Origin of the sequence: Arthrobacter sp. HMSC08H08, assembly GCF_001807575.1 — a bacterium.
In the GTDB taxonomy this organism is placed as follows: Bacteria; Actinomycetota; Actinomycetes; order Actinomycetales; family Micrococcaceae; genus Pseudoglutamicibacter; species Pseudoglutamicibacter albus.
Map to the genome: position 1 here is coordinate 22573 of NZ_KV789396.1, position 23921 is coordinate 46493.

General features: G+C 61.0%; 21 protein-coding genes. 10 read left to right on the top strand and 11 right to left on the bottom strand.

All coding sequences use genetic code 11. The features are described from left to right. Positions 1-13: 13 nt before the first annotated feature. Positions 14-1207: a phosphotransferase gene (locus HMPREF3175_RS06870; protein ID WP_176745144.1), complete on the top strand. Its 1194-nt coding sequence runs from the start codon at positions 14-16 to the stop codon at positions 1205-1207. 37 nt (positions 1208-1244) lie between these two features. Here the strand turns inward: HMPREF3175_RS06870 and HMPREF3175_RS06875 are convergent, their stop codons facing one another. The 3 genes from HMPREF3175_RS06875 to HMPREF3175_RS06885 are packed head-to-tail and all read right to left on the bottom strand — an operon-like array spanning position 1245 to position 8745. Continuing rightward, entirely contained in the window at positions 1245-4934 is a 3690-nt protein-coding gene (locus tag HMPREF3175_RS06875) for an ATP-dependent helicase (protein ID WP_070491450.1), read from the bottom strand. Then, on the bottom strand, positions 4931-8239 hold the full coding sequence (locus tag HMPREF3175_RS06880) for an ATP-dependent DNA helicase (protein ID WP_070491452.1): 3309 nt from the start codon (positions 8237-8239) through the stop codon (positions 4931-4933). Before HMPREF3175_RS06880 ends, HMPREF3175_RS06875 begins: the two co-directional genes overlap by 4 nt. Next, positions 8233-8745: an MGMT family protein gene (locus HMPREF3175_RS06885; RefSeq protein WP_070491454.1), complete on the bottom strand. Its 513-nt coding sequence runs from the start codon at positions 8743-8745 to the stop codon at positions 8233-8235. Before HMPREF3175_RS06885 ends, HMPREF3175_RS06880 begins: the two co-directional genes overlap by 7 nt. Before the next feature lie 153 nt (positions 8746-8898). Between HMPREF3175_RS06885 and HMPREF3175_RS06890 the strand changes: the two genes are divergently transcribed. Further along, the gene (locus HMPREF3175_RS06890; RefSeq protein ID WP_070491455.1) at positions 8899-9645 is read left to right on the top strand and encodes a 3'-5' exonuclease; all 747 of its coding nucleotides are present in this window, start codon (positions 8899-8901) and stop codon (positions 9643-9645) included. Here HMPREF3175_RS06890 and HMPREF3175_RS06895 read toward each other — a convergent pair. Next, a complete protein-coding gene (locus HMPREF3175_RS06895) occupies positions 9603-10352 on the bottom strand; it encodes a hypothetical protein (RefSeq protein ID WP_070491457.1) in 750 nt (249 codons plus the stop codon). The two genes, HMPREF3175_RS06890 and HMPREF3175_RS06895, sit on opposite strands and share 43 nt — an antisense overlap. Positions 10353-10596: 244 nt before the next feature. Here HMPREF3175_RS06895 and HMPREF3175_RS06900 point away from each other — a divergent pair, with 244 nt between their 5' ends. The 3 genes from HMPREF3175_RS06900 to HMPREF3175_RS06910 all read left to right on the top strand — a co-directional run bounded on the left by HMPREF3175_RS06900 (position 10597) and on the right by HMPREF3175_RS06910 (position 13189). Continuing rightward, on the top strand, positions 10597-11214 hold the full coding sequence (locus HMPREF3175_RS06900) for a TetR/AcrR family transcriptional regulator (RefSeq protein ID WP_083289482.1): 618 nt from the start codon (positions 10597-10599) through the stop codon (positions 11212-11214). A gap of 102 nt (positions 11215-11316) precedes the next feature. Beyond that, entirely contained in the window at positions 11317-11544 is a 228-nt protein-coding gene (locus tag HMPREF3175_RS06905) for a DUF3107 domain-containing protein (protein ID WP_035755427.1), read from the top strand. Positions 11545-11557: 13 nt separating this feature from the next. Further along, on the top strand, positions 11558-13189 hold the full coding sequence (locus HMPREF3175_RS06910; RefSeq protein WP_083289483.1) for a DEAD/DEAH box helicase: 1632 nt from the start codon (positions 11558-11560) through the stop codon (positions 13187-13189). 22 nt (positions 13190-13211) lie between these two features. On the opposite strand, the gene HMPREF3175_RS06915 is transcribed toward HMPREF3175_RS06910, so the two are convergent. Then, positions 13212-14093: a PHP domain-containing protein gene (locus HMPREF3175_RS06915; protein ID WP_070491459.1), complete on the bottom strand. Its 882-nt coding sequence runs from the start codon at positions 14091-14093 to the stop codon at positions 13212-13214. Between the two features lie 71 nt (positions 14094-14164). Here HMPREF3175_RS06915 and HMPREF3175_RS06920 point away from each other — a divergent pair, with 71 nt between their 5' ends. Then, complete coding sequence (locus HMPREF3175_RS06920; RefSeq protein WP_370991844.1) at positions 14165-15763, top strand: aminopeptidase P family protein; 1599 nt, start codon at positions 14165-14167, stop codon at positions 15761-15763. 109 nt (positions 15764-15872) lie between these two features. Here HMPREF3175_RS06920 and HMPREF3175_RS06925 read toward each other — a convergent pair whose 3' ends face one another. After that, positions 15873-16838 (bottom strand): YflT domain-containing protein, encoded by a 966-nt coding sequence (locus HMPREF3175_RS06925; protein WP_370991848.1) that lies wholly within the window; start codon positions 16836-16838, stop codon positions 15873-15875. Positions 16839-16892: 54 nt separating this feature from the next. On the opposite strand from HMPREF3175_RS06925, the gene HMPREF3175_RS06930 reads away from it, so the two are divergent. Then, positions 16893-18047, top strand: coding sequence for a P-loop NTPase (locus tag HMPREF3175_RS06930; RefSeq protein ID WP_070491463.1), 1155 nt, complete (start codon positions 16893-16895; stop codon positions 18045-18047). 54 nt (positions 18048-18101) lie between these two features. Here HMPREF3175_RS06930 and HMPREF3175_RS06935 read toward each other — a convergent pair whose 3' ends face one another. Together HMPREF3175_RS06935 and HMPREF3175_RS06940 are read right to left on the bottom strand one after the other, a co-directional pair. Further along, positions 18102-18500, bottom strand: a complete 399-nt coding sequence (locus HMPREF3175_RS06935; protein WP_070491465.1) for a twin-arginine translocase TatA/TatE family subunit — start codon at positions 18498-18500, stop codon at positions 18102-18104. 59 nt (positions 18501-18559) lie between these two features. Continuing rightward, on the bottom strand, positions 18560-19252 hold the full coding sequence (locus HMPREF3175_RS06940) for a hypothetical protein (protein WP_141742493.1): 693 nt from the start codon (positions 19250-19252) through the stop codon (positions 18560-18562). A gap of 236 nt (positions 19253-19488) precedes the next feature. On the opposite strand from HMPREF3175_RS06940, the gene HMPREF3175_RS06945 reads away from it, so the two are divergent. Continuing rightward, entirely contained in the window at positions 19489-20124 is a 636-nt protein-coding gene (locus tag HMPREF3175_RS06945; protein ID WP_035755433.1) for an O-methyltransferase, read from the top strand. A gap of 203 nt (positions 20125-20327) precedes the next feature. On the opposite strand, the gene HMPREF3175_RS06950 is transcribed toward HMPREF3175_RS06945, so the two are convergent. From HMPREF3175_RS06950 to HMPREF3175_RS06960, 3 genes are all read right to left on the bottom strand, one after another. Beyond that, positions 20328-20495, bottom strand: a complete 168-nt coding sequence (locus tag HMPREF3175_RS06950; protein ID WP_070491469.1) for a DUF3117 domain-containing protein — start codon at positions 20493-20495, stop codon at positions 20328-20330. A 155-nt stretch (positions 20496-20650) separates the two neighbouring features. Further along, positions 20651-20992 (bottom strand): hypothetical protein, encoded by a 342-nt coding sequence (locus HMPREF3175_RS06955; protein ID WP_052048344.1) that lies wholly within the window; start codon positions 20990-20992, stop codon positions 20651-20653. 107 nt (positions 20993-21099) lie between these two features. After that, entirely contained in the window at positions 21100-21963 is an 864-nt protein-coding gene (locus HMPREF3175_RS06960; protein WP_070491471.1) for an LOG family protein, read from the bottom strand. Between the two features lie 103 nt (positions 21964-22066). Between HMPREF3175_RS06960 and HMPREF3175_RS06965 the strand changes: the two genes are divergently transcribed. After that, positions 22067-22828, top strand: a complete 762-nt coding sequence (locus tag HMPREF3175_RS06965; protein WP_035755444.1) for an amino acid ABC transporter ATP-binding protein — start codon at positions 22067-22069, stop codon at positions 22826-22828. A gap of 33 nt (positions 22829-22861) precedes the next feature. Further along, a complete protein-coding gene (locus tag HMPREF3175_RS06970) occupies positions 22862-23767 on the top strand; it encodes a glutamate ABC transporter substrate-binding protein (RefSeq protein WP_141742494.1) in 906 nt (301 codons plus the stop codon). Positions 23768-23921 lie beyond the last annotated feature (154 nt).

Sequence of the window (23921 nt, forward strand, 5' to 3'; positions counted from 1 at the left end):
TAACGTTATGAGGGTGAAACGCAGTACGCTCGACCTCGCCGCCATCGCCACAGCCGCAGTCCCCGGGCTTTCAGCCGTCCAAGCGGGCCGTTTACCGGAAGACTCTGCTGATTTCGATTCTGCGCTCATCGTGGACTCTCAAGGGAAACGGTGGCGCGTGACGAGCCCCCGCCACGCGGACGCGAGCATGAAACTTGAAACGGAGCAAAGCGCGCTCGACACGCTCACCGCGGCCGCGCGAGCAACCCTGCCGTTCTCTGTGCCGACAATCGCAGGCACCGTAGTCCAGGGGCAACTGCGTACCTTCGTTTACCACCACTTACTGGGGCACGTACTGGATTTGCAAGAGCTCGAAGCCGATGGCGGGCGCCAGCTCGCACAAGGCGTCGGCCAGGCGATCGCCGCGATTCACGGGCTCAAACACGAACTGGTTGAGGCTTCCAGGCTTCCGGTGTTTGAAGCTGAAGAATTGCGCCGCGGCTTGCTGTCTCAGCTGGACCACGTCGCAGAATCAGGCAAGGTCCCTCCCGAACTGTTGCGCCGTTGGGAAGAGATGATGGAAAACGTTGCCTGGTGGAGGTTCAACCCCACCGTGATCCACGGCGACCTTCATGAGGAACGTTTGTTCATTCACGAAGGGCGCTTGCAGGCGGTCACCGGCTGGTCTGCGTTACGCGTTGGTGACCCGGCTACTGACTTGGCGTGGGTCTTAGGCATCGATAACCCTGACACGGTGGATGCGATCTTCGAAGCGTATGGGCAAGCCCGTGGACAGCTGGGCGATGACGACCTACGTAACCGTGCAACACTTGCGGCCGAATTCGCGTTAGCTTCCTGGCTTTCCGGGGCACTCACCCACGCTGACCAGGCCCAAATCGACCAGGCCGAAGCCTCGCTGAACCAGCTGAACGAAAACATTCTGGCGGTTCAACGCTATGAAGCTGAGCTTCAACGTGCCGCGGAAGAAGCCGAACGCCGCCGCATCGAAGAAGAAAAACGCCAGGCAGAAGAGCGGCAACGCCAAGAAGAGGAACGGCGCCGCGCAGAAGAACAGCGCCGCCTGGAGGAAGAACAGCTGGCAGCGGCTGAAGATCTGGATACCACCGCGATCCCCGTTGTTGATGCGTCCGCGGACCCTTCCGCGGATGAACGCGACACTCCACCCACGCGCACCGGGGAGACCACGGACACGCACGAGAAGCCTTGATCAACTGACGTGAGGACCGGCCCTCGGCCCCGCCTTGCTAACTTTCAGGCCCCGCGCTTGGCCCTGCTCCCCCGCTCGTTTCCGGGTTCAGGATGCGTTGTAGTGCGGCTTCGAGTTCGGCTTCTGTTGCGAGTTGTTCTTCTTCCGGCCACACGGTGGTGCCGTGCCCCACATAGTAGAACGCGGTCTTGATCTTCTCGATGGGTGTACCGGTGAGACGCGACCAGGCAAGCCGATAGACAGCAAGCTGTCTAGCTTTGGCTGGCAGTTCTTTTTTCGAGGGAACGCGGCCAGTCTTCCAGTCGACCAGCAGCCAGCCGTCGTCCTCTTTATAGACTGCGTCGATGAACCCGCGGACACTGACACCGGCGATCGCGGTTTCCACGGGAGCTTCGACTTGATGCGGGATCCGGCCGGCCCATTCCGAGGCGAGGAAACCTTCTTTGAGGGCATCCAGCGTCGCTGAATCTTCCGCATCGGCATACACGTCCAGATCGGGGATGAGTTGGTCATCAAGCCCGAAACCTGATGCTTTGTTGAAGTGCTCTTCGACCCATTCGTGGAACTCTGTTCCCTGCTGGGCGGCGATGCCAGGCCGATGAGGAACAGGCCGGACGAGGTTGCGGAAAGCGCTGTCTGGGTTCTGTTCCGTTTCGACTAACAGCGAGGCACGCACGTGGCTTGGCTTCCATGTGTGTTGCTGTTCAGACGCGGCGCGCTCCAGCAGCAACAGGTGTGCTTCTTCGGCCCATTCTCTGCCAGCCTCGGTTCTCATGTGTTCAGCGAGTGTTTCACCGTTCACACCGCTGTTTTGAAGACCTCGAGCGGCGCTACGCACGTGATCCGCGGCGGCTTCCACTGCGGCGCGGCGTCCCGCGGCAGGCGCCGCAATAACGCGTTGCACTAGATTGTGGGGCACGGGGCCGCGTGGCTCTGAACTCTGTGCGGCTTGCGCTTGTGATACGAGGTCTTCGTCGAGGGATGCGGGCTGAACGTGGCGGATGGTTGGGCCTTCGAGTGGATCGTAAGGCCACGCAGCCTCCACGATGGTGGCGGCTTCCGGGTTTTCAGCGGCCTGCCCCTCTTCCGCCGTGAGGCCTCGCGCGATCTGGACGTTCGAGCCTGCCCCCTCGCTGTTGGCCATGTTCGTGAGTTCGGTGAAGAATTGCGAGGACTCGCTCGGTTTCTTGTTGGTGCCTTTGAACCGACTTGAGCTGCACAGCACGAGACTGCGGGCACGCGTCACACCAACGTATGCGAGGCGTCGTTCCTCATTGACTGCATGCTCGGCTACGGCGGTCTTGTATTCCGGGGCGCCCTCTTTTTTCTTCTTACTGCTACTAGGTAGGAAGTTCAGGTCTGTGAGGTCGCGTTGATTGTCCACCCATTGTTGAGGGTCTTCTAACGCCGTGAACTGAGACAGCCCATCGCGGTCGCCGCGCAACGGCCACGGGAACTCGCTGACGTCTGTAACCCAGTTTGTTGCCCTGTCGCTTGGGAAGTCTCCTTCGCGCATGCCTGGGAGTGCGACGACGTCCCATTCGAGGCCCTTTGATCCGTGAACCGTGAGGATCTGCACGGTTCCGTCGGTCGCGGGTTCGGGGGCTTGTTCGATGCCGCCTCCGTGATCGCTTGCGATGCTGAGCCATTCGAGGAACGCGGTGAGGTCTGGGGTTTCTTGTGCCGCATCGAATGTCACGACGAGGTCCATGAACGCATCGACGTGGCGCCGCGCACTCGCTTCATGAGCGTATGGCCGGGCAAGCAGTTCGATGTCGAGGCCGAGGACCCGCTCGATTTCTGTGACGACGGTCGGTAGATCTTCGTTGGCGAGCGAACGCAGGTAAGTGAGTTCTTCTTTGAGGCGGGTCAAACGACGATGCGCGGCCTCACTCAGCGTGCGTCCCGCTTTGGAGACCCACCCGGGTTGAGGAAGGTTGTGGAGCGCTTCGATGAGGCTTGCGCTTTCAACGATTTCGCCGGTGTCGGATGCGAATCCGCGGTCGCTTTCTTTGGATCCGTCTTCGGATTCGAAGTCGGCGGGGAGCTGGTGTTGGATTGCGTAGGATCGCCGCTTGGCCCTGTATTCGGCGTAATCGTTGAGCGCCATGAGGTCGGCGGGACCGATCCTCCAGCGGGCGCCTGCGAGCAGACGCATGAGGGAGTCTGAACGGCCCGGGTCATTGATCACGGTGAGGGTCGCGATGATGTCTTGGACCTCGGGGGTTTCCGTGAGCCCCTTGAGCCCTACGACCTCGACCGGTATTCCACGTTCGCGTAGTGCTTCGGCGTAGGTTTCTTGGTTGGAGCGCACACGAGTCAGCATCGCAACACTCGGCCAGGTCCCGTGGCTTGCGTAATGCGTTTCACGTTCCGTCTGGATCGCGTCAGCAAGCCCTTCTGCTTCATCTCGCTCAAGCAGGTAGGACGCTAGTCGCACTTCGGCGGTCTCGGCGTGCGCGTGCGCCCGAAGTGGTGAGACGTGGAGGCTGCCTCGGCTCGGCAACGTGATCTCACGCTCGCGACGGGCAATGGGCCCTGCAGCTCCCCCGCTCGCATCGGCTGTCGTCTCCAGGACAGCTTCAGCCTCGTGATCACTGCCATGGTCTCCGCCGCGTAACGGTTCGGAGATGCGGTTGGCGGCATCGAGGATGCTGTGGCCGTTGCGCCATGCGATGGTCAGTTCCATCTGTGGCGCGGGTGTGTGCGTGCCGTCTTCTTCGGTAGTGCCGAAGCGGTGTTTGAAGGATTCAAGCTGGCCGGCTGATGCGCCTCGGAAGGAGTAGATGGCCTGGTTGGGGTCCCCGACCGCGGTGATGCAGTGTTTACTGTGACCGCGATTGCTGTGCCCGAAAAGCCGATGGAAGAGCTCCATTTGGGCATGCGAGGTGTCTTGGAATTCGTCCAGGAGCACCACGGGGAAGCGTTCCCTGTAAGCTGCACTGATCTCCGGGATCCTGGCAAGGGTTACGGCGTGTTTGATGAGGTCGCCGAAATCGAGCAGGGACCGTTCCCGTTTGAGTGTTTGGTAGCGGCCGGCTAGGTCCGCGATGACGGCTTTGCTACGCAGCTTGCCGATCAGTGGGCTTGGGTTTTTCGTCCGGGCTGTGGCTCCTGGTGGAAGTTCCGCGATACGGTCGGCGTGTTCGTGGAGCCAGTCGACTGTTTCAGCTGGTTCAACGAGGTGTTCGGCGGCCTGGCCGGAATAGTTCAGGGCTGCTTCAATGAGTGTCGCTTTAGCGTAGGCGACGCCATCGAGGTTGCCGTCGTAGCTGTTGGCGATCCGGGTCATCAGCATCCACTGGTGTGCTTCGTCGATGAGTGTGGCGTCGGGTTCGATCCCGATGCGCATCCCGTGGTCGCGTACGAGTGCTTGCGCGAATGAGTGGTAGGTCGAGATTTCGGGGCCTAGCCCGCTCTGGAGGCCTTCGATTTCTTCGCCTGTGCGGCGACGGAGGTCTTCGATGCGTCCTCTCACGCGTTCGGCGAGTTCGCCTGCGGCTTTGCGTGTAAAGGTGAGGCCGAGGATCCCTTCGGGTTGTACTTTTTGGTTTGCGACAAGCCAGAGCACTCGGTCTGTCATAGTGGCGGTTTTCCCGGAACCGGCTCCGGCGACGACGAGCAACGGCTCCATCCCGGCCGAGATGACCGCGGCTTGTTCGCTGGTTGGTTCGTGTGCTCCGAGGGTTTCGGCAAGTTGGCTTGGCGTGTAGTTTTCGGCGCTCATGGGTGTGTTACCTGCCTTCCTGAAGAGCACAGTGGGCATGTTCCGGGGTTTGCGCAGGGGAATCCACCGGGCAGGTGCCGGGCCAAGAAATCTGCGGCAGACATGATCGCTGCGGCTTCGCGCACGCGCTGTTCAGCGTCCTGGACTTGCTTTGTTTCCACGATGCTTTCCTGTTCACGCAGCGCAGGGCCCTTAGCTGCTCCTCCCAAGCCGACGATGCGCCCTCCCGCTGGTCTGTTGCGGTGTTCCTCGGGGATCTGGGTGAGCTCCTTGAGTGCCCCGTGGATGACCGCTAACTGGTAGGTGCGTAACTGGTCGTGGGTTTTGACTGCCTCTTGGGTGGGGAGGTTCTTACCTGTTTTGAGGTCGGTGATGGTGGGGCGGCCGTTGTCGTCTAAGTCGATGCGGTCGATTGAGCCGCTGATGGAGATCGGGTGCTGGTCGCCTTCAGCTGGCGGCAGCGCTACCTTGAATCCGTGTTCCTCTTTCGCTGATTCCCTCGGTGGTGAGCCAACGTAGGCTGCGAATTTCTCGAGGATTTCCCGCGCGTATTCGTATTCTCGTTTGCTCTCCCAGTCGGAGTCGAAAGAGAGCTCTTCCCAGCTGCTGCTGAGTTCTCTCAGCATCGAATCCATGTTGGCTTCTGGGAAGCGTTCCGCGATCCGGTGGATCAGCGTTCCGAGGGATCTCGCGAAGTCTGTGGGTTTCACTCCTCCGGCGGCCCGCATGAACCAGGTTTGCGGGCGTTCGATCGCGTCTTCTACCTTCGAGCCGGAGACTTTGATCTCGTTTCCGGGTGCGATCACCGGATCATGTGAGCTCAGTGGCGCCAAACCCCACCACTCTTCCGGTGCCGCACCCCGCACTGACGCTGTGTTGTCCGCTGGCTCTTCACCCCGCTCTCCTGTTGCGCTGAGGTATCCCAGGACGGTCGCGGCGTCCTCGATCACGTCCGCGCTCTCCCCTGCTTCTGCGGTGCGGCGCAACATCGCAACAAGGGACGCAAGTGTGGCTGGCCGCGGCACTTGGATGGGTGTGAGTTTGCTGGCGTGTGGCCCGCGCATCGTATCGAGGAACGTGGATGGTGTGATGTCCTCGTCCATGACGGCGGTGACGTAGAGCTGTTCTCTGGCTCGGGAAACCGCTGAGGCGAGCTGGCGTAGCTCGTCTGCACGTACGGCTTTGAGCTTGTCTGCCACGGTGGTGCTGTGCAGTGTTTCCGGCCCGTGTTCGAGCACTGCCGCAAGGTCTTGCGAACGCAAGAGTTGCCCGCGTAGCCCGGTGGATGGCCAAACGCCTTCTTGCAGCCCTGCGATGATCACGGTGTTGTATTCGGTTCCGGCGGCTGCCGCTGGGGTGAGGACTTTGACTCGCCCGCTTGAGGAGCCTCGTTGGGCAAGTGAGTCCGTGGGGACGTCATGGTCTTCGAGGCTTTCAATGAAACGGATCACGGACCCTTTCGGGTTTTGTTCCGCGAAACGTTCGGCGGCTTGGAACAGTGCCATCACGGCGTCGAGGTCGCGGTGTGCTCGGCTGGAGCGCAGGCCGTTGTCTTTCAGTGCCGTGCTGCGCCAGGCTTCCCCCATTCGGGCGTTCTCCCACAGTGACCACAGCACGGTTGCCGGCGTTGTGGGTCCGGTGAGGTGTTCTCGTGTTGCCGTGATCATTCCTTTGAGGCGTAGCGCGGCGTGGCCGGCGGCACCCCAGCTTTGATAGTCCTCTTGTGTGTAGTCGGCGTCCAGGAGGTTTCCGAGGAGTTCGTCGCTCGTGGGCGGTTTGATGCCTGGGCCGTCCTCCTCGTTGTAGAGGTGGGCGTTCCTTAGACGGTCGTAGCCGAGTAGGTCTTGCCGAATACGGCGGATGTCGATGCTCGTGACGTCTCCGTAGCGGCCCAGCAGGAGGCGTTCCACCGCCGCGGCGCGCGCCGCGTTGGTCTTGTTGGCTTCGTGGGTTCCGTTCCGTGGCCCGAGTTCCGTTGGCCGCAGCGCGATGCGCGCCATGTCAAGTAGCGGCGCTACCGCGGCTTCTTCTTTCAACGGCCGTGATGCTGGTGGTAGTTCGGTCGCGATTCCGTTTAGTTCCAGGGCGCGGGCGAGCCGGGATACTTGTTCTTGGTTGCGCGCGATAACCGCGATCTCTTCGTATGGAACGGACCTGCGGATATGTGAGTCGATGACGTGCCGGGCCACAAGCCGGTGTTCATCAGCCACGCTGGAAACCAGTGAAACCTCAGCGCTGGCGTCGAACTGTGCTTCATAGGGTCGCCGTAGCGCATCCGCTCCGATGGCGGGCAGCCGGTTCACGATGGCGCGGTACATGCTGTGAATGCCTGGGCTCATCCGGGTGGTGCTCATCTGGGTCGAGGTTTCCAGCACGGTCACCGCGTTCTCCCCGGTGCGTTGTTTCGCTATTGAAATGAGATCATCGACTAGGTCTGCTCGTGCGCCGCGGAAGCCTTGAACTACGGTGTCGGGGCATGCAAGCGCGATGACGTCGCGGGCTCCGGCGCGGCTTGGCGTGTTCATCAGTAGGCTGATGAGCCGGTTTTGTGACGGGGTCGCTTCTTGAGCATCGTCAATGACGACTAGCTCAAGTTCCGCGAGGAACCGTGCCGCGAACTCCGTGTTGGCTTCCAGCGCTACGATCGCTTGCATCATGAGTTCTGCGGGGGCGAAGGCTTCTGGGTGTTGGAGGCTTGCTACGTCACGGAACTCTTGAAGGAACTGGGCTGTCGCTTCCCATTCTGGGATCCCGAGCCGCCTGCCTGCCGCCTGGATTTCTTCGGGACTTGCGCTGAATTCGTCGGAGCGGTCCATGAATTCGCGTAGCTCGCTACGGAAACCGCGAGTGCGTGGGGCGTCGCCGAGGGAATCCGGCCAAGCTGGCCCGCCACCTTTTTCTTGGTGACCGGCCAGAAGCTCCTCGATGAGGGTGTCTTGCTCGGCACCGCTGAGAAGGCGGGGCGCGGTTGGTACCCCGGCGAGCGCCCCGGATTCCCACGCTTGGGATAGAACGTCATATGCGAAGCCTGCGAACGTGCGCACGACGGGGGAAGAGAACGTGATGTTGCTGCGCAGTGCCAGCTGGTCACGCAGACGGTTCGCGGCGGCACGGTCAGGCACCAAGATGATGCCCGCGGTTGTGTCCATCCCGGCACGTATCCGGTGGACCATGAGGCTCAAAGCGAGCTCGGTTTTACCTGTTCCTGGTTCGCCGAGAATCACGCGGGGACCGCAGCCAGGGTTCTTCACGTACTCCGGCAATTCGCACCATTCCGGCACCTCAGGCGGAGCTTCTTTCAGCATCGTGGTTCCTCCGTTGCTTCACTCGCGGCGGTTACGTTGCTGGCGGTTTCGCCCGCGTCTGTTTCATCCGCACCCATTTCGCCCGCGTCGATAGCTTCAAGCTGCGCAATCCGGTCTCTCAACGTGCTCCATTCGAGGCTGTCCGGATGCCAGAACGCCGCCTCACGCACTCCACGCTCGCCATAGGGCGTGCCTTCATCTTCCCAGTGCCGCCGAGCACGCCCCAGAAGTTCAGGGATCAGCCCGCCATCGGTACGCACATGCCGCCACCACGGGATGCCTTCCGGGGCACGGCGCATTGCCGCAGCTGCCCTCCGAGCGTTGGAAAGCCCCAGCCACGCCGCAACGGTTCCGTATGCCACCACCCTGCCGGCGGGGCACGCTTCCAGGACCCGAAACACGGCCTCGTCCACCACCTCGGGGTCGCGCCTGCCCTCCCCAGACAGAAGCGCCCCACCCCGAGCAGCACTTTCTGGCCGTGCCCGGCCGCCAGGAACGTTACTCATCGCAGCCTCCTCTAAACGCCCAGCTTTGGTTCCACTCACACTGCATCACAGGGGTCTGACAGTTTGAAACTCCCGCGCCGCACAGCCTAAGAGAAAACCACAGCACGCAAACCGCCCGCCCTGGCCGCGCAACAGCCCAGGTAGGTTAGATGCATGACCTCATCTTCCGCTCACAGTGCACCACATCCTTGGCATGAGCTTCCGCGTGCCGCGTTCGATCTGGAGACGACGTCTCCGAACCCACACGAGGCCCGCATCGTCTCAGCGAACATCAGCATCATCAACGGCAAGGCTGAACTGATGCAGTCGCACAACTGGCTTGTGAACCCTGGGGTTCCCATCCCGCCAGAAACCACGAAGATCCATGGGATTTCTGACGCCGATGTTCAAGCTGACGGCCGCGATCCGGTTGAGGCTGTACGCGAGATGTCTGAGCTGTTATCGCAACTCTTCCAGACCATGCCGGTCATCGCGTTCAACGCCCCGTATGACTTCACCGTGTTGCGTTCGGAAGCTCAGCGTCATGGCGTTGAAACCATTGATGCGAGCCCGGTCATCGACCCGCTCGTTTTGGACCGTAAATTGGACCGGTTCCGCCGCGGTAAACGCACGTTGAGCGTGATGAGCGAGTTCTATAACGTCCCGTTGAATAAAGCCCACACCGCCGATGCGGATGCCCTAGCCGCTGTTGGTGTGGCCGATGAGATTGCCCGCCGCTACCCTGCCGAAGTTCAGATCGTCCCGTTGCTACTGCATTCGCAGCAGGTTCAGTGGCATCAGGAGTGGGCCGCGAACTTCCAGGACTTCTTGCGCCGCAAGAACCCTTCGGCCCGCGTAGATGGGAGCTGGCCGCTGACCTACGGCGGAGCCGCCTCGGCGCCTGCGTCCAGGAGTGCTTGAGCGGCGCGTTCCCCGAGCTGTTCAGCTTGAGCCAACGTTTCGACGCGGCCTGCGGCTCGTTGCCGCAGTGTGCGGCTTCCGTTGGTCACTACCGCGTTGACTGCAGCTCGCACGGGTCCCGCCCCGGCCGCGGTTGCGCTCACGCGAGCTCCGTTCGTGCCCGCAGTTGCGGTTGCCAGGCATGCGAGCGGTGCGTGGATGTGTCCGTCCAGGTAGTTCGCGACGGCGGCTTCGCATGCCAGCGCAACATCCTGGGTTGTCAGTTGACTGTCTTTCTCGCGTTGGCGTGCCGCATCAAGGCTCCAGCCTTCCGGTGCCGCCTGGAGCGGGGCGGGCATCAACACGCCTACGTCGATCGCTTCAGCGACCCGCTTCTCGGCTCCGGCATCGACTGCGGCCTGCAGGCCCATGACAGCCCACTGCGTTCCCTGCTCGGCACCCACGCGCATCAGCGCTTCACATTCGCTTTCACCGGCCTCCGGCGCGCACAAGACCACGCGGGCATCCGGCCGGGCTATCATCAGCTGGGCTTGCCGCAACCGCGTTGTCGTGAGGATACGGACACCGGTGGCAAGGCCGTCGATGCTCGTCGCTGCTGAACTCGTGAACTCGGCTTCCGCGCCCAGCCAGACGAGCGCCTCGCGCGCATCGAGTCCCGAGCTTGTTTGGCCAGAAGCCGTAGGGTCTGGACTAGCTAGATTCTCCATGCGGCCATGATCCCACGTACACGTTAACCTCATCCGCACGTGCGCAGCACGAGGTTCCGCGAAACCACGTGCTGCGCACCGCAGGCCGATCCCTCCCCCGCAGGCCGAGCCCTCCGCCGCCTCGCCCCCACCGCCCCATCGGCCCCACTGCATCGGCCCCATCGCTCCATTGGTTCCTCCGGTAGATTCGGTACATTGGGTTGCGAACCGTTCGCATCGGTCTGAGGCGGAAGGACACATCGACATGACTCAAGCAGCCAGGCGAATGCCTCGTGATGAACGCCGCGCACAACTGATGGGTGTTGCGCAACGTACTTTCTCTCAGCACGGTTACTTCGCGGCGTCGATGGATCTGATCGCCGAGAACGCTGGGGTTTCTAAACCGGTTTTGTATCAGCATTTCTCCAGCAAGCTGGACCTGTATGTGGCGTTGCTTGAACATGAGCTCGATAGTTTGGTTCTCGCTGTCCGTGAAGCGTTGAACGCGTCTGATGATCCGTTCACTACGGTGCGTTCCACGGTGGAGGCGTATTTCGATTTCGTGGCGCGGGAAGGTTCCGCGCACGAGCTAGTTTTTGAGTCTGATCTTTCGCATGAGGCCACAATTGCTCGTCGTTTGCGTCAGTTCCGCGACACGATCGGGCTTGAGATTGGCCAGAAGCTCGCTACATTCACGTCTTTGGATCAGTTTGAGGCCACATATTTAGGGCTTGCTGTCACGGCGGCTGCGGAGCGTGCCGCTGGTTTGTGGCAGCAGACTTCGGATGAGATGACCCGGGAGTGCGCAAGCGAGCTTGTGTGGCGCTTAGCTTGGCGCGGAATTGATGGCTACCTCGAACACTCAACCACGCAGATGCCGTAACGTAGGGAATAAGCACGGTGCCTCCTACCACACGCGTGGTGGACATCGATGATAATGACAGTCGCTTTCGCGGCTGTGAGTCAGAGGCGAAAGGTTCTTCACATGGAAATTCGTATCGGCGTGAAACACGTGGCCCGCGAGGTTGGTATTGAAACTGATGCCAGCTATGACGATGTGGTTGCTCAGATTGAAGAGGCCGTCAAGAACGGTTCGCTGCTGCAGTTGAGCGGTGTCAAGGGCCGTAAGATCGCTGTGCCTGGCGATTCGATCGCTTATGTTGATTTCGATGGCCGCCGTCCCGGCCCGGTCGGTTTCGCCCATCAGGCGTAATAGAGAGTATTGAATGACTGAAACCACTCAGCAGACTTTCGCTGATTTCGATGTGGATGCTCGCATTGTTGAGGCTTTAGCTTCCAAGGGGATTGAGCACCCGTTCCCTATTCAGGCGATGACGTTGCCGGTTGCTTTGGGCGGCCACGACATCATTGGCCAGGCTCAGACCGGTACGGGTAAGACCCTCGGTTTTGGTATCCCTGCTCTGCAGCGTGTTGTTGCTCCGGGTGAGGATGGTTATGAGGATTTGCCGCATCCGGGGGCTCCGCAGGCTTTGATTGTGGCGCCGACTCGTGAGTTGGCGGTTCAGGTTGCGGATGACTTGACGTTGGCAGCGTCGAAACGTTCGGTGCGGATCGCCACGATTTATGGTGGGCGTGCGTATTCGCCGCAGATTGAGCAGTTGGCTAAGGGTGTCGATGTGGTGGTCGGTACGCCTGGGCGTTTGATTGATTTGAACCGGCAGCGTCACCTGAATTTGTCTGCTGTGCGGATTGTTGTTTTGGATGAGGCTGACGAGATGCTGGATCTGGGGTTCCTCCCGGATGTTGAGCGTCTGATTGCTGCTGTGCCTGAAGTTCGGCAGACGATGTTGTTCTCTGCGACGATGCCTGGGCCTGTTATTTCGATGGCGCGCCGCTACATGTCGAAGCCGACGCATATCCGGGCGTCCGCGCCCGATGAGTCTGCGAATATCACGAAGAAGGACATCCGGCAGCTGGTGTACCGCGCGCATCAGTTGGATAAGGATGAGGTTGTTGCGCGCGTGCTGCAGGCTGAAGGCCGTGGCCGCACGATTATTTTCACGCGAACCAAGCGCCAGGCTGACCGGATGGCTGAGGAGCTCAAGGACCGTGGGTTCGCGGCGGGTGCTTTACACGGCGATTTAGGGCAGGGTGCGCGCGAGCAGGCGTTGCGTGCGTTCCGCAACAATAAGGTCGATGTGCTAGTTGCTACGGACGTTGCCGCTCGCGGTATTGACGTTGAGGACGTCACGCACGTGATCAACCTGTACTGCCCGGATGATGAGAAGACGTATCTGCACCGTGTGGGCCGTACGGGCCGCGCCGGCCACAAAGGTACGGCTGTCACGTTTGTGGATTGGGAGGATGTTCCCCGTTGGGGCCTGATCAACAAGGCGTTAGGCCTTGATTTTGAGGAGCCTCGCGAAACCTATTCCTCTTCGGAGCACCTGTTTGAGGATTTGAACATCCCGAAGGGCACAAAAGGCCGCTTGCCTCGGGATAAGCGTGTTCTGGCTGGCTTGGATGCCGAGCACGTTGAGGATTTGGGTGGCCCGGATTCCCGCAAGTCCCGCGGTGGCCGCTCTGGCTCGGGGCGCTCCGGTTCCCGTCGCTCGGCTCGTTCCGGCCGTGGCCGTGGCGAACGTGGCCGTAGCGAGCGCGGCGAGCGTTCTGGTCGTGGTGAGGGTGGCCGTAGCGGCCGTTCCGGTGGCCGTCAGCGCCGTCGTACCCGTTCGGGCGAAGGCGCCGAGTCAACGCGACAGAACTCAGCGCAGGGCTCAGACGCAGGCGCGCAGGGTGATTCTGGATCGCAGCGTTCGCGTGGCGGGAGCCGTTCGCGGCGCCGCTCAGGTGGCCGTCAGCGCCGCCGCACGCGTTCGGGCGAAGGCGCCGAGTAGCGCCTAAACCTGCGGCGTGAGCTCAGCGCACCCATTCTGCAGGTAGACCCGCGGTGTATGCGCTCCGATTGGCGGGTGCGGCCTGGTTAAGGATTTTTTGTAGCTGTTCCGGCTCGGTGAGGTTTTCACCGAGCCGGTTCGGTTTTCCGGTGCCGTGATAGTCGGAGGACCCGGTGACAATGAGGTTGCGTTCGCGGGCTACCTTGTGGAGCCATTCCCGCCCGGCTTGGTTGTTATCTCGGTGGTGGATCTCAACTCCGGCGAGCCCGGCGTCAACACATTCTTCAAGGTCGGCGGCACGGATCACCCGGCCGCGCGCGGGGGCTGCGGGATGAGCCATCACGGGCACTCCCCCGGCGGCGCGGATCATCTCTACCGCGCGGACCGGGCTCGGGGCGGGTTGATCAACGTAGTAGCGGCTCTTGCTTGAGAGCAGGTCACTGAATGCTGAGCTGCGGTCCGGGATGATGTTGGCGGCAACGAGCGCATCGGCGATGTGGGGGCGGCCAATCGTGGCGCCATCACTCGTTTGTGCGAGCACGTCCTCCCACGTGATCGGGAAATCCTCAGCGAGCTTCTCAACGATCATGCGCGCCCTTGCCATACGCGAATTCCGTTGTTCCTCCATCGCGGCAACCAGTGCCGCGTCTTCCGGGTCCGGCATGTAGGCGAGCATGTGCACCGTGACGCCGGTATCCGGGACACGGCAGCTGACCTCGATGCCGCCGAGCCAACCGATCTCCATTTCAAGGGCGGCCGAGCGGGCGGCATCCCAGCCCTCGACCGCATCGTGATCAGTCAGGGAGATCACGTCAAGGCCGGCCGCGTGGCCTTGTTTGATGACGTCGGCAGGCGATTCGGTTCCGTCTGAAACCCACGAATGAGTGTGAATGTCGATGCGCATGATCCTCAGCTTACGGCAGAGCACGCATGTTTCAGGATGAAACTGTCAGTGGCGAGTGACACGATAGAGGTGTGAGTAACGAGATCTCTGAATCGCAGTCCCCTGCCCAGCCACCCGCCGCAGCTGCTGCCGGCGCGGGCTCTGAGCAGCCTATTTCTGAGCAGCCTATTGAGGAAAGGGTTAACAACCGTTCCATGCGACCTAATTCTGAAGCTTTCCGTGAGTTCATGGCATCGAGCTGGGCAGAGTCGGATCACAGCGTGACCCGCGCGGCCTCAGCCGATTACGCCGCGAAGCGTCGCGCCGCTTTGTCCGCGATGTTCCCGGGTGAGCGTCTGGTTTTGCCAGCCGGCCCGCTCAAGGTGCGTTCGAATGACACCGATTACCGTTTCCGTCCACATTCCGGTTTCGCTCATATGACCGGTCTAGGCACGGACCAAGAACCGGACGCTGTCTTGGTCATGGAGCCTGTTGAAGAAGGCACCGGCGATGACGGCTCCCAGCACGTTTCCACACTGTATTTCCGCCCGATGGCTGGCCGGGACTCCAAGGAGTTCTATTCCAACGCACGCACCGGCGAGTTCTGGATCGGTGCGCGCCACACGCTCGAAACGATGGCGACCCAGACCGGTTTGCCGACCGAGCACATGGACCTGAAACTTGAGGATGCGATCACCGAGAACGCTGGACACCCAGCCTTCGGCGGTTTGAGTGTGCGTGTGGTCCGTGACGTGGACCCCACCGTGGATGCGCTCGTGGACACCTCCCGCATCAACACTGGCATCACCGATCTTGAAGCTGAGGATAAGAAGGACGCCAAGCTCACCGAGGCGCTCTCTGAGCTGCGTTTGATCAAGGACGAGTGGGAAATCGAGCAGATGCGTGAGGCTGTTGCCGCGACGGCTTCCGGTTTCGAAAACATCATCGCCAACCTTGCCCGCGCCGTGGATCATAAGCGTGGCGAACGCGTTGTGGAGACCTCGTTCTTTGCTCGGGCTCGCGAGGAAGGTAATGACCTCGGCTATGACACGATCGCGGCCTCAGGCAACAACGCGACCACACTGCACTGGATCCGCAACGACGGCCAGGTGAACTCTGGTGAGCTTCTACTGGTCGATGCTGGTGTTGAGGTTGATTCGCTCTACACCGCCGATGTGACCCGCACTGTTCCGGTGGATGGCACGTTCACCCCGGTCCAACGCAAGATCTATGAGGCGGTCCTGGATGCCGCTGATCAGGCGTTCGCGATCGTCAAGCCCGGCATCACGTTCCGGATGATCCACGATAAAGCCGCCGCTGTCCTGGCTGAACACCTCGATGCGTGGGGCCTGTTGCCGGTGAGCGCTGAGGAAGCGACCAAGCCGAGCGGCCAGCAGCATCGCCGTTGGATGCCGCACGGTGTGAGCCACCACCTCGGCCTCGACGTCCACGACTGCGCGCAGGCCCGCCAGGAGCTGTACCAGGACGGCATCGTGGCCGAAGGGATGGTCTTCACGATCGAGCCGGGCCTCTACTTCAAGGCTGAGGACCTCGCTGTACCTGAGGAATACCGCGGCATCGGCGTACGCATCGAGGACGACATCCTCGTCACCGCCGACGGCGCGGAATCCCTCACCAAAGACATCCCACGTACCGTGGACGAGGTCGAAGCCTGGCTCAAACGCAGCTAGGCCGACGTAGCTGGGCCAACGTAGCTAGGCCCCGCCGTCCATGTCGCTCTGTGAAGTTGATCTGTGAAGTCGCCCCTTGAAGTCGCTCCGTGAAGATGGCGCGGCAGAGCTACTTCTGTTGCTCTTCCTCAGGCTTCTCTGAGGCTTCGGAATCCGTCGACGCTGGCTCATTCGAGTCAGCGTCGACTGGTTTCTGCGCGGCGAGGTCTTCGCGGCGGACCCCGAACCGTGGACGCCCGTCTTCGAGGTCGGCGTAGAACGGATCGCTCGGAGCCGTCGATGCCGCAGACTGTTCAGCGCTTTGCTCACCGCTAGCGGAGCTCCCCTGCTGGCCTGAAGCACCGAAACCCTGGCCATCCGTATTTTGGCCAAAAGAGCCCTGGCCCGCAGAGCCTTGCCACGATGGACCCTGGCCCGCTCCGTAGCCTCCCGCGGCGCCCTGACCATTGCTTCCTTGACCATTGGTTCCCGGGCCGTAACCGCCTTGCCCGGCCCCGTTCTGTCCAAAGCCGCCCTGACCATAGCCACTCCGCCCAAAGCCACCCTGGCTGTAGTTCGGGCCGTCGCTGATCGGGAGGGACGCCGGGCGGTCTTGAAGCTTCCGCAGTAGTGCCTGGGCTTGCCCTGCGACTTGTGGATTCACGATCACGTCCCAGCTCGCCGGGAGCACCTGCCGGGTGGATGCGAAGTCGCGTTTGCCGCGGCGTAGAGCGTACTGGATGATGCCAAAGAGCATCCACATCACCGCACCGATCAGCACGGCCGCGAACATCAACGTCGCCACGTTGGCACCTTGCGGCGAGAACAGCATCATGATCAGCCCAAAGAACAGGCCCATCATCGCGCCCTGCATCGCGCCTTGCAACGCGACTTTCGGGTAGGTCAGCTTGCCGGAGACCCGTTCAACAAGTTTGAGGTCGTTACCGATGATGGAGACGTTGTTGACCGGGAAGTCGTTATCCGCGAGGAAGTCAACCACCTTCTGGGCGTCCTGGTAGTCGCTGAAACGTCCCAAGACCGGCCCGCGCGGGATACTCATGAACATGTTGCCGAAGCTCTGCGGTGTAGCTGTCATGATCACCAATTTACCGCTCCTTGTGTGTGCGTGGCCTTAGTTATCCTGGGAAGTATGCCAACAGCTGACTTTTCTGACCGAGGCAACCATTCTGACCGGGGCCATCTTTCTGACCGGGTTCGGGAAGCGCTCGCGTCAGTGCAGGATCCCGAGTTGCGCCGCCCGCTGGTTGATCTAGGAATGTTGCGTGACGTCACGGTCACCGATGACGGCCGGGTGAGCGTTACAGTCAAGCTCACGGTTGCTGGCTGCCCTATGAAGGCGCGGATCACCGATGACGTCGAAGCAGCTGCGCGCGGTGTTGCTGGGGTGTCCGATGTTGATGTGGTCTTGGATGTCATGTCGCCTCAAGAGCGCGCCGAGTTGGTGGGCTCGCTCAAACGCACGGGCTCACCGTTGACGAGGCCGGATACGTTGACCCGCATTATCGCTGTGGCTTCGGGTACGGGTGGTGTTGGTAAGTCCGCGGTCACGGTGAACCTTGCTGCCGCGTTGGCGGCTGAAGGCTATAAGGTCGGCGTGATCGACGCGGATGTTTTGGGTTTCTCGGTCCCCGGTTTGATGGGGGTCACGGACAAACCGACCCGGGTTGATGACCTCATTTTGCCGCCGGTGGCTCACGGTGTGAAGGTGATGTCGATCGGCATGTTCTTAGACAGCAACCGGCCTGTCATGTGGCGTGGCCCGATGCTGCACCGGGCTTTGGAGCAGTTCGTGAACGAGGTGCATTTTGGTGACCTCGATTTCTTGCTCCTGGATTTGCCTCCTGGCACCGGCGATGTCGCGATTTCTGTGGGCCAGTTGTTGCCGCATGCCGGTGTTCTGGTGGTGACTACGCCTCAAGCCGCGGCCGCTGAGGTCGCGGAGCGTGCCGGGGCGATGGCGCATGAGGTGGGCCAGACGGTGCTTGGCGTGGTGGAGAACATGTCTTTCATGCGGATGCCGGACGGCAGCGTGTCCCACATCTTCGGTTCCGGTGGTGGTCAGCTTGTGGCTGAGCATCTGAGCGAGCAGGTGGGCTACCCGGTTGCTGTACGCGCGCAGATCCCGCTCGAGGAGCGTTTGCGGATCGGGTCCGATGAGGGTGTCCCGGTGGTCTTGAACCCTGAGGCTTCTGAGGCGGCCGATGCGCTCCGGGCGCTGGCGCAGGAGCTCGCCTCGGCCCCGCGCGGGCTTGCCGGTAGATCGCTCGGCGTCACACCGCGGTAGCCACGCCGCCGCACCGCTAGCCACGCCACGGCGTGAGACCGCTAGCAGGACAGCCTAGGTTGCTTCGTCATCGAACGGTGCCGGCTGGTCCGCCGGCAGCCGATCCTGGCCTGCAACATTCGGTAGGGCTTGAGGTTTCCATTGTGCCGAGGCTGGTTCTGTGTTGGTGCTCGTCGTTGCGTTAGCGGGAGCGTCGTCTTCGAAGAGGGCGTCGCGGATGATTTTGCGTGGATCGTATTGCCGCGGGTCGAGTTTGCGCCAGTCAACGTCCTTGACTTCATCGCCCATTTCCTCGCGGAAGCGTTCTTTAGCGGTGCTCGCGTAGTTGCGGATCCCTTTGATGAATTCGGCGAGTTTTCGGGTGTACTCGGGCAGCTTGTCTGGCCCGAGGATCACAACGGCAAGAATCCCCAGAACCAGGAACTCTGCACCATTAATTCCAAAAAACTCCACGCCCGAAGCTTACCTGTTCACGCGATGCTTACGAATCTGACACGTATTCTAAGCGAGCCTTACCGCGGCTCCATGAGCCGAGCGAATCCACGGGTGAGCCGCTCCAGCCCGCCAGCTCTGGAGGCTTCGAGGTCTCGGATCTTGTCCGTGGCTTGCGTGCGGACTTGGTGCACGAGGATCTTCTCGTGGATCGAAGGCAGGTCAGCCGCGATGACGAAACGGGCACTGTCGGTGCTCAGTTCGGCTTGCCACAGCGGCCCTCGTCCATCACGCAACCTGTGGATCGCTTGGTTGCTTGCGTCTGCGTCTTCCGATTGTGTACGGCTTTGAACTGCCGAGCCGTGGGCGTCGCGGGATTCAACGATCACCACAGTACCCGCGGGTGAGGAGTAGGTCTGTTGCAACTCGTATGTGTTGCCGATGTGGCGGCCCGATGCGCTCTCCCACGTGAAACCGATAGTGCGTAAGTCGGTGCACAGCCAGCCGGCGTGACGTAAGTTCGTCACCTGCTCGGCGCCTAGAGCCTCGCCACGCGACGTGAAATGCGCCGCTGACGACGTCACCGGTTGCGGTTCCCGGACTCCCCCAGCAGCCCATGCCGCAACCAACATTCCCAGCAACAGAGAGAACGTTACAAGCGCCCCCATGAGCGGAACCCAACGCCTAGCCGACGAATATCCCCTTACCGTTCCCGCCTGCGCATCGCGGGAAGTGGCGTTGAAGGCGGCTTCGTGGCTAGATTCGCTCGTCACCTCTGTGCCACCTCCGCTCTAAATTGGATCCGGATCCTCCCTCATTTTGCCTTGTTCACCTGAGCGAAACCTGATAAAGAACTCAAGAGGAACTGCCCCCTCTTGGGTGTTGTTGCACGCCACTCCCCTTTAAGGTTGAGGCCCCGCTGACCGCTTGGACATAAGATGTCTTAGACGCCCTTGCAGTTCCGCGCCTGTTTCCTTCACTGCCCCGTTTCAATCCTCGGAGGGATTCCGTGTCAGTTTCCAAGCACAGCAGCTGGTCTTATACCGAGGCTCTTCCCCTCGAGGACGCTGCGCTGACCGCCGCGCGGGCCCGGGGCTTGGAACTCGGCGTGGAGTCAGTGACCCCGGCCGTGGCTCAACTGATCACAGTACTCTCCGCGAGCGCTGCAGTGGAGGCCGCGGTTGAGGTCGGAACGGGCGTGGGGATCAGTTCGCTCGCGATTCTGCGTGGAATGGCTCCTAGCGGAGTGCTCACCACGATCGATAAGGATTACGATCACCTCGAAGCCGCCCGCTACGCCTTCAAGGAAGAGAACATCCCCAGCCGCCGCGTGCGCACCATCAATGGCCGCAGCCAGGAGGTCCTCCCTCGGCTCGCGGATTCCTCGTATCAGCTCGTACTGCTCGATGGTGACCCTAACCGGGTCGCGAAAGAAGCTGTGGAGGCGCTACGGCTGCTTGAACCGGGTGGGCTTTTGATCATCAACGATGCGCTGGATTCAGACCGCGTGTTGGCACCTGCCGTACGCAAGCCTTCAACGATCGCGGCCCGTAAGGCTCAACGGTGGCTGCGCGATCACGAGGACGTGTTCTCCGTGACCATTCCGTCTGGTTCCGGGGTCCTGCTAGCCGTCAAGCAACGCTAGCACCGCGTTAACTGCTAAGGCCGCGTTGGCCACTAGCCTTGCGTTGGCTGCTAGCGCCGCGTTGCCCGTTAGCCTCCGCACCCGCTGGATCTGACGGTTAGCCTACCCGCATGTCACCTAGCGGAGGCTGAATGTTTAAGCACTGGATGCGCCCACCGGTGTGGTGGACGCATCCAGCATTGCAAAACTAGTGACGTGAAGGCTTAGCCTGTTACTCCAACGAGCGCATCACGCATCGCCACGGCCTCATCGTCGTTGATCTCAAGGACCAAGCGGCCGCCGCCTTCGATCGGAACCCGCATAATCAAGCTCCGACCCTCTTTGACAACTTCCAACGGGCCGTCACCCGTACGCGGTTTCATCGCAGCCATTTTCGTGCGCTCCTCAGGTTCCATTGGGGTATCGCTCACCCCGTCGAAGTACGAGCCCCTAAAGGGTTACCTTCATTATCCCAGATAACCTGTGTCACAACCAATTGAAGGATAATCAGACCACGCCCTAGATACCTCTTGGTAACTTTTAGCCTCTAGTGCGTTGAGCTGCTTCGGCCAGATTTAGAAGCCTGGGAACGCAGGCGAGCGTTCTCAACCTCGAGCTCATCGATCCGTGCCGCGAGCTCATCGAGCACCTTATCGGTCACATCACAGCGGTATCCACGGAAGCCGATCGGCAAACGCAAAGCCTCAACGTCTGCACCCTGCGGGCTTTCGGGAAGCACAACAGGCGGGAGCACCGGGTCAGGTTCAGGCAGGCCAAACATCGGAGGCGTGTCATCCAACGGTTCGGTTTTCTGGGACGGCCGCGGATACACGGCTATAGCGATCGCCGCCGCAGCCGCCACCGCAATGAACACCACAAAGAGCGGCATCAGATCAACCTCACAGAACGCAGCGTGCGCTGCCTCGACTTACACTCAAAACATTTGTCTGCCGCGCCCGCTCGCGTCGGGCCCGCTATCTCTAGGATATGCGGTTGCTACGATGCGGCGTTGTCGTTGCTGCCACCCGCATCGCCATGTGGCTTCCCGGCTGGGCCGCGGGCGTGCGCAGTCACGAACTCAACGGCTTCTGCAACATCGTCGGTGATCAGCGGGCGCTGAATATCTGATTCACTGATGGTTCCTCGTCCCAGAAGCACCTGTTGCATCCATTCAAGTAGCGGGCTCCAGAAATCCTTACCAACCAACGCGATCGGGTAGCCGCTAATCTTCTGGGTCTGGCACAAGGTCATGATCTCGAAGAGCTCATCAAGCGTTCCTACCCCACCAGGCATCACGATGCAGCCGTCCGTGTACTTCACGAACGTGACCTTGCGGCTAAAGAAATAATGGAAAAGAACCGGGGTGTCCACCCACTCGTTGAAGCCCGTCTCGAACGGCAGGTTAATACCCAGCCCCACCGAACGCCCACCGGCCTCTGCAGCTCCACGGTTAACGCCCTCCATGGTTCCCGGACCGCCGCCGGTCACCACCGCGAAACCTGCCTCGACCAGCTGCCGCCCGACCTCGCGGGCGGCCGCATACTCCGGGGTGCCTTCGCCGAGCCGAGCTGAACCGAACACGGCGATCGCCCCGCCCAGCTCATTCAGCGAATCATAGGCGGTCACGAATTCGGACTGCATCCGCAGAACTCGCCACGCTTCGCGGCCGCGATCGATCGGCGAAGAACGCTTGAGCATATCTCGGTCAAAGTGGTCGGCTTGCCTGCGGCCGGGCAACGGAACATCGCGGTGGGATGGAGCCCCACGGTGCACTTGAGACTCGCGATGCGGCTGGGTACCGGGCTGCGGCTGAGCCCCAGGCTGTGGCTGTTGATGCGGCGAACGGTCAGAGCTGTCCATGTCTCAACACTATCCAGTACGCACGCAACTGGCACGCTGACACAAAAAATTCAACTTCCATCTGAGTTGATATAGGTCACACAAAAACTGCTATTTTATTTTCATGACATCAACAGTTGAGACGGACACCACACCCGTTGTCTCCCTCAAAGGGGTCAATAAGCACTATGGCCCACTGCACGTTCTGCGTGACATCAACCTCGACGTTCACCGTGGCGAAGTGGTTGTTGTTCTTGGCCCCTCGGGTTCCGGTAAGTCCACCATGTGCCGGACTATCAACCGCCTCGAAACCATCGACAACGGTGAGATCCTCATCAACGGCAAGAAGCTGCCAGAGGAAGGCAAGGCACTCGCCAAGCTACGTGCGGACGTCGGAATGGTCTTCCAGTCCTTCAACCTCTTCGCCAACAAAACCATTCAGGACAACGTGACCCTTGGTCCCATCAAGGTTCGTGGCGTCAAGCCGGCAGAGGCTAAGAAGCAGGCCCTCGAACTACTCAACCGAGTGGGCGTGGGCAACCAGGCCAACAAGATGCCCTCCCAGCTCTCAGGTGGCCAGCAGCAGCGCGTCGCTATCGCACGCGCACTCGCTATGAAACCTGAGGTCATGCTCTTCGACGAACCAACCTCTGCTCTCGATCCGGAGATGATCACCGAAGTCCTCGACATCATGGTTCAGCTCGCTAAATCCGGTATGACCATGATCGTGGTGACGCACGAGATGGGGTTTGCCCGCAAAGCCGCTGACCGCATCGTGTTCATGGCAGATGGCGAGATCGTTGAAGAAGCAACACCGGAAGAGTTCTTTACCAACCCGCAAACCGACCGGGCTAAAGACTTCCTCTCTAAGCTCATCACCCATTAACCACCCCACCCTGGGGCCCAGAAAGGAACCATTATGGCTCTCATGTTCAAACGCCGTAGCACCAAGCGTGCCAGCGCCGTTTTCGCAACCCTGGCTGCAGCATCGCTGGCCCTCACCGCGTGCGGTGGCGGCGACAGCCAGGCTGAGCACGTGGACGTCGACGCTAAGAAGGACGTCAAGATCGAAGGCTCCAAGACCTTCGACAAGATCTCCAAGGACGGCAAGGTCGTCATCGGTGTGAAGGAAGACCAGCCAGGTCTTGGCTACCTCGATGCGGCAACCGGCGAGCGCTCCGGCTTCGACATCGAAATCGCGCGCTGGATGGCAGCTGAACTCGGCGTTGAGGCCGACAAGATCGAATACAAGGTGGTTGACTCCGCAAACCGCGAGCAGGCGCTCTCCAACGGCGACGTTGACCTCTACGTCGGCACCTACTCGATCACCGATAAGCGTAAGCAGCAGGTCGGCTTCGTTGGCCCGTACTTCGAGACCGGCCAGGGTCTCTTGGTGAAGAAGGACGATGACAGCATCAAGTCTGAGAAGGATTTGAAGGGTAAGAAGGTCTGCTCGGCAACCGGCTCGACCCCGCTGCAGAACATCGAAGAGAACTTCAAGGACACCAAGGCCGTGGGTATGGACAAGTACTCGGCATGTGTCTCTGCCCTCATGGACGGCAACGTTGACGCTGTCACGACCGACCAGGCGATCCTTTTGGGTTACGCATCCAACGATCCTGACAACCTCAAGGTTGTTGGCGAACCTTTCACTGAGGAGCTCTACGGCGTCGGTATCCCTAAGGGTGACACCGCGCTGTGCACGGCCCTCTCCGATGCGATGACCTCCGAGGACGGCAAGAAGCACTGGACCGAGGTCTATGACGCAACGCTTGGCAAGTCCGGCACCAAGGTTGAACAGCCGACCCCAGCCAAGTGCGACTAACACTGTGCGACTAACTCCCTGCGGCTAGTCGTGCGTGACTCATAAGGAAGGCGGCTCGGGCGCTGAAAACTCGAGCCGCCTTTCCTATGGACACCGCTACGCCGTGGGCTCACACGGACTCTCCCCCACCTTGTAGACCTTTCCCACCTTGCAG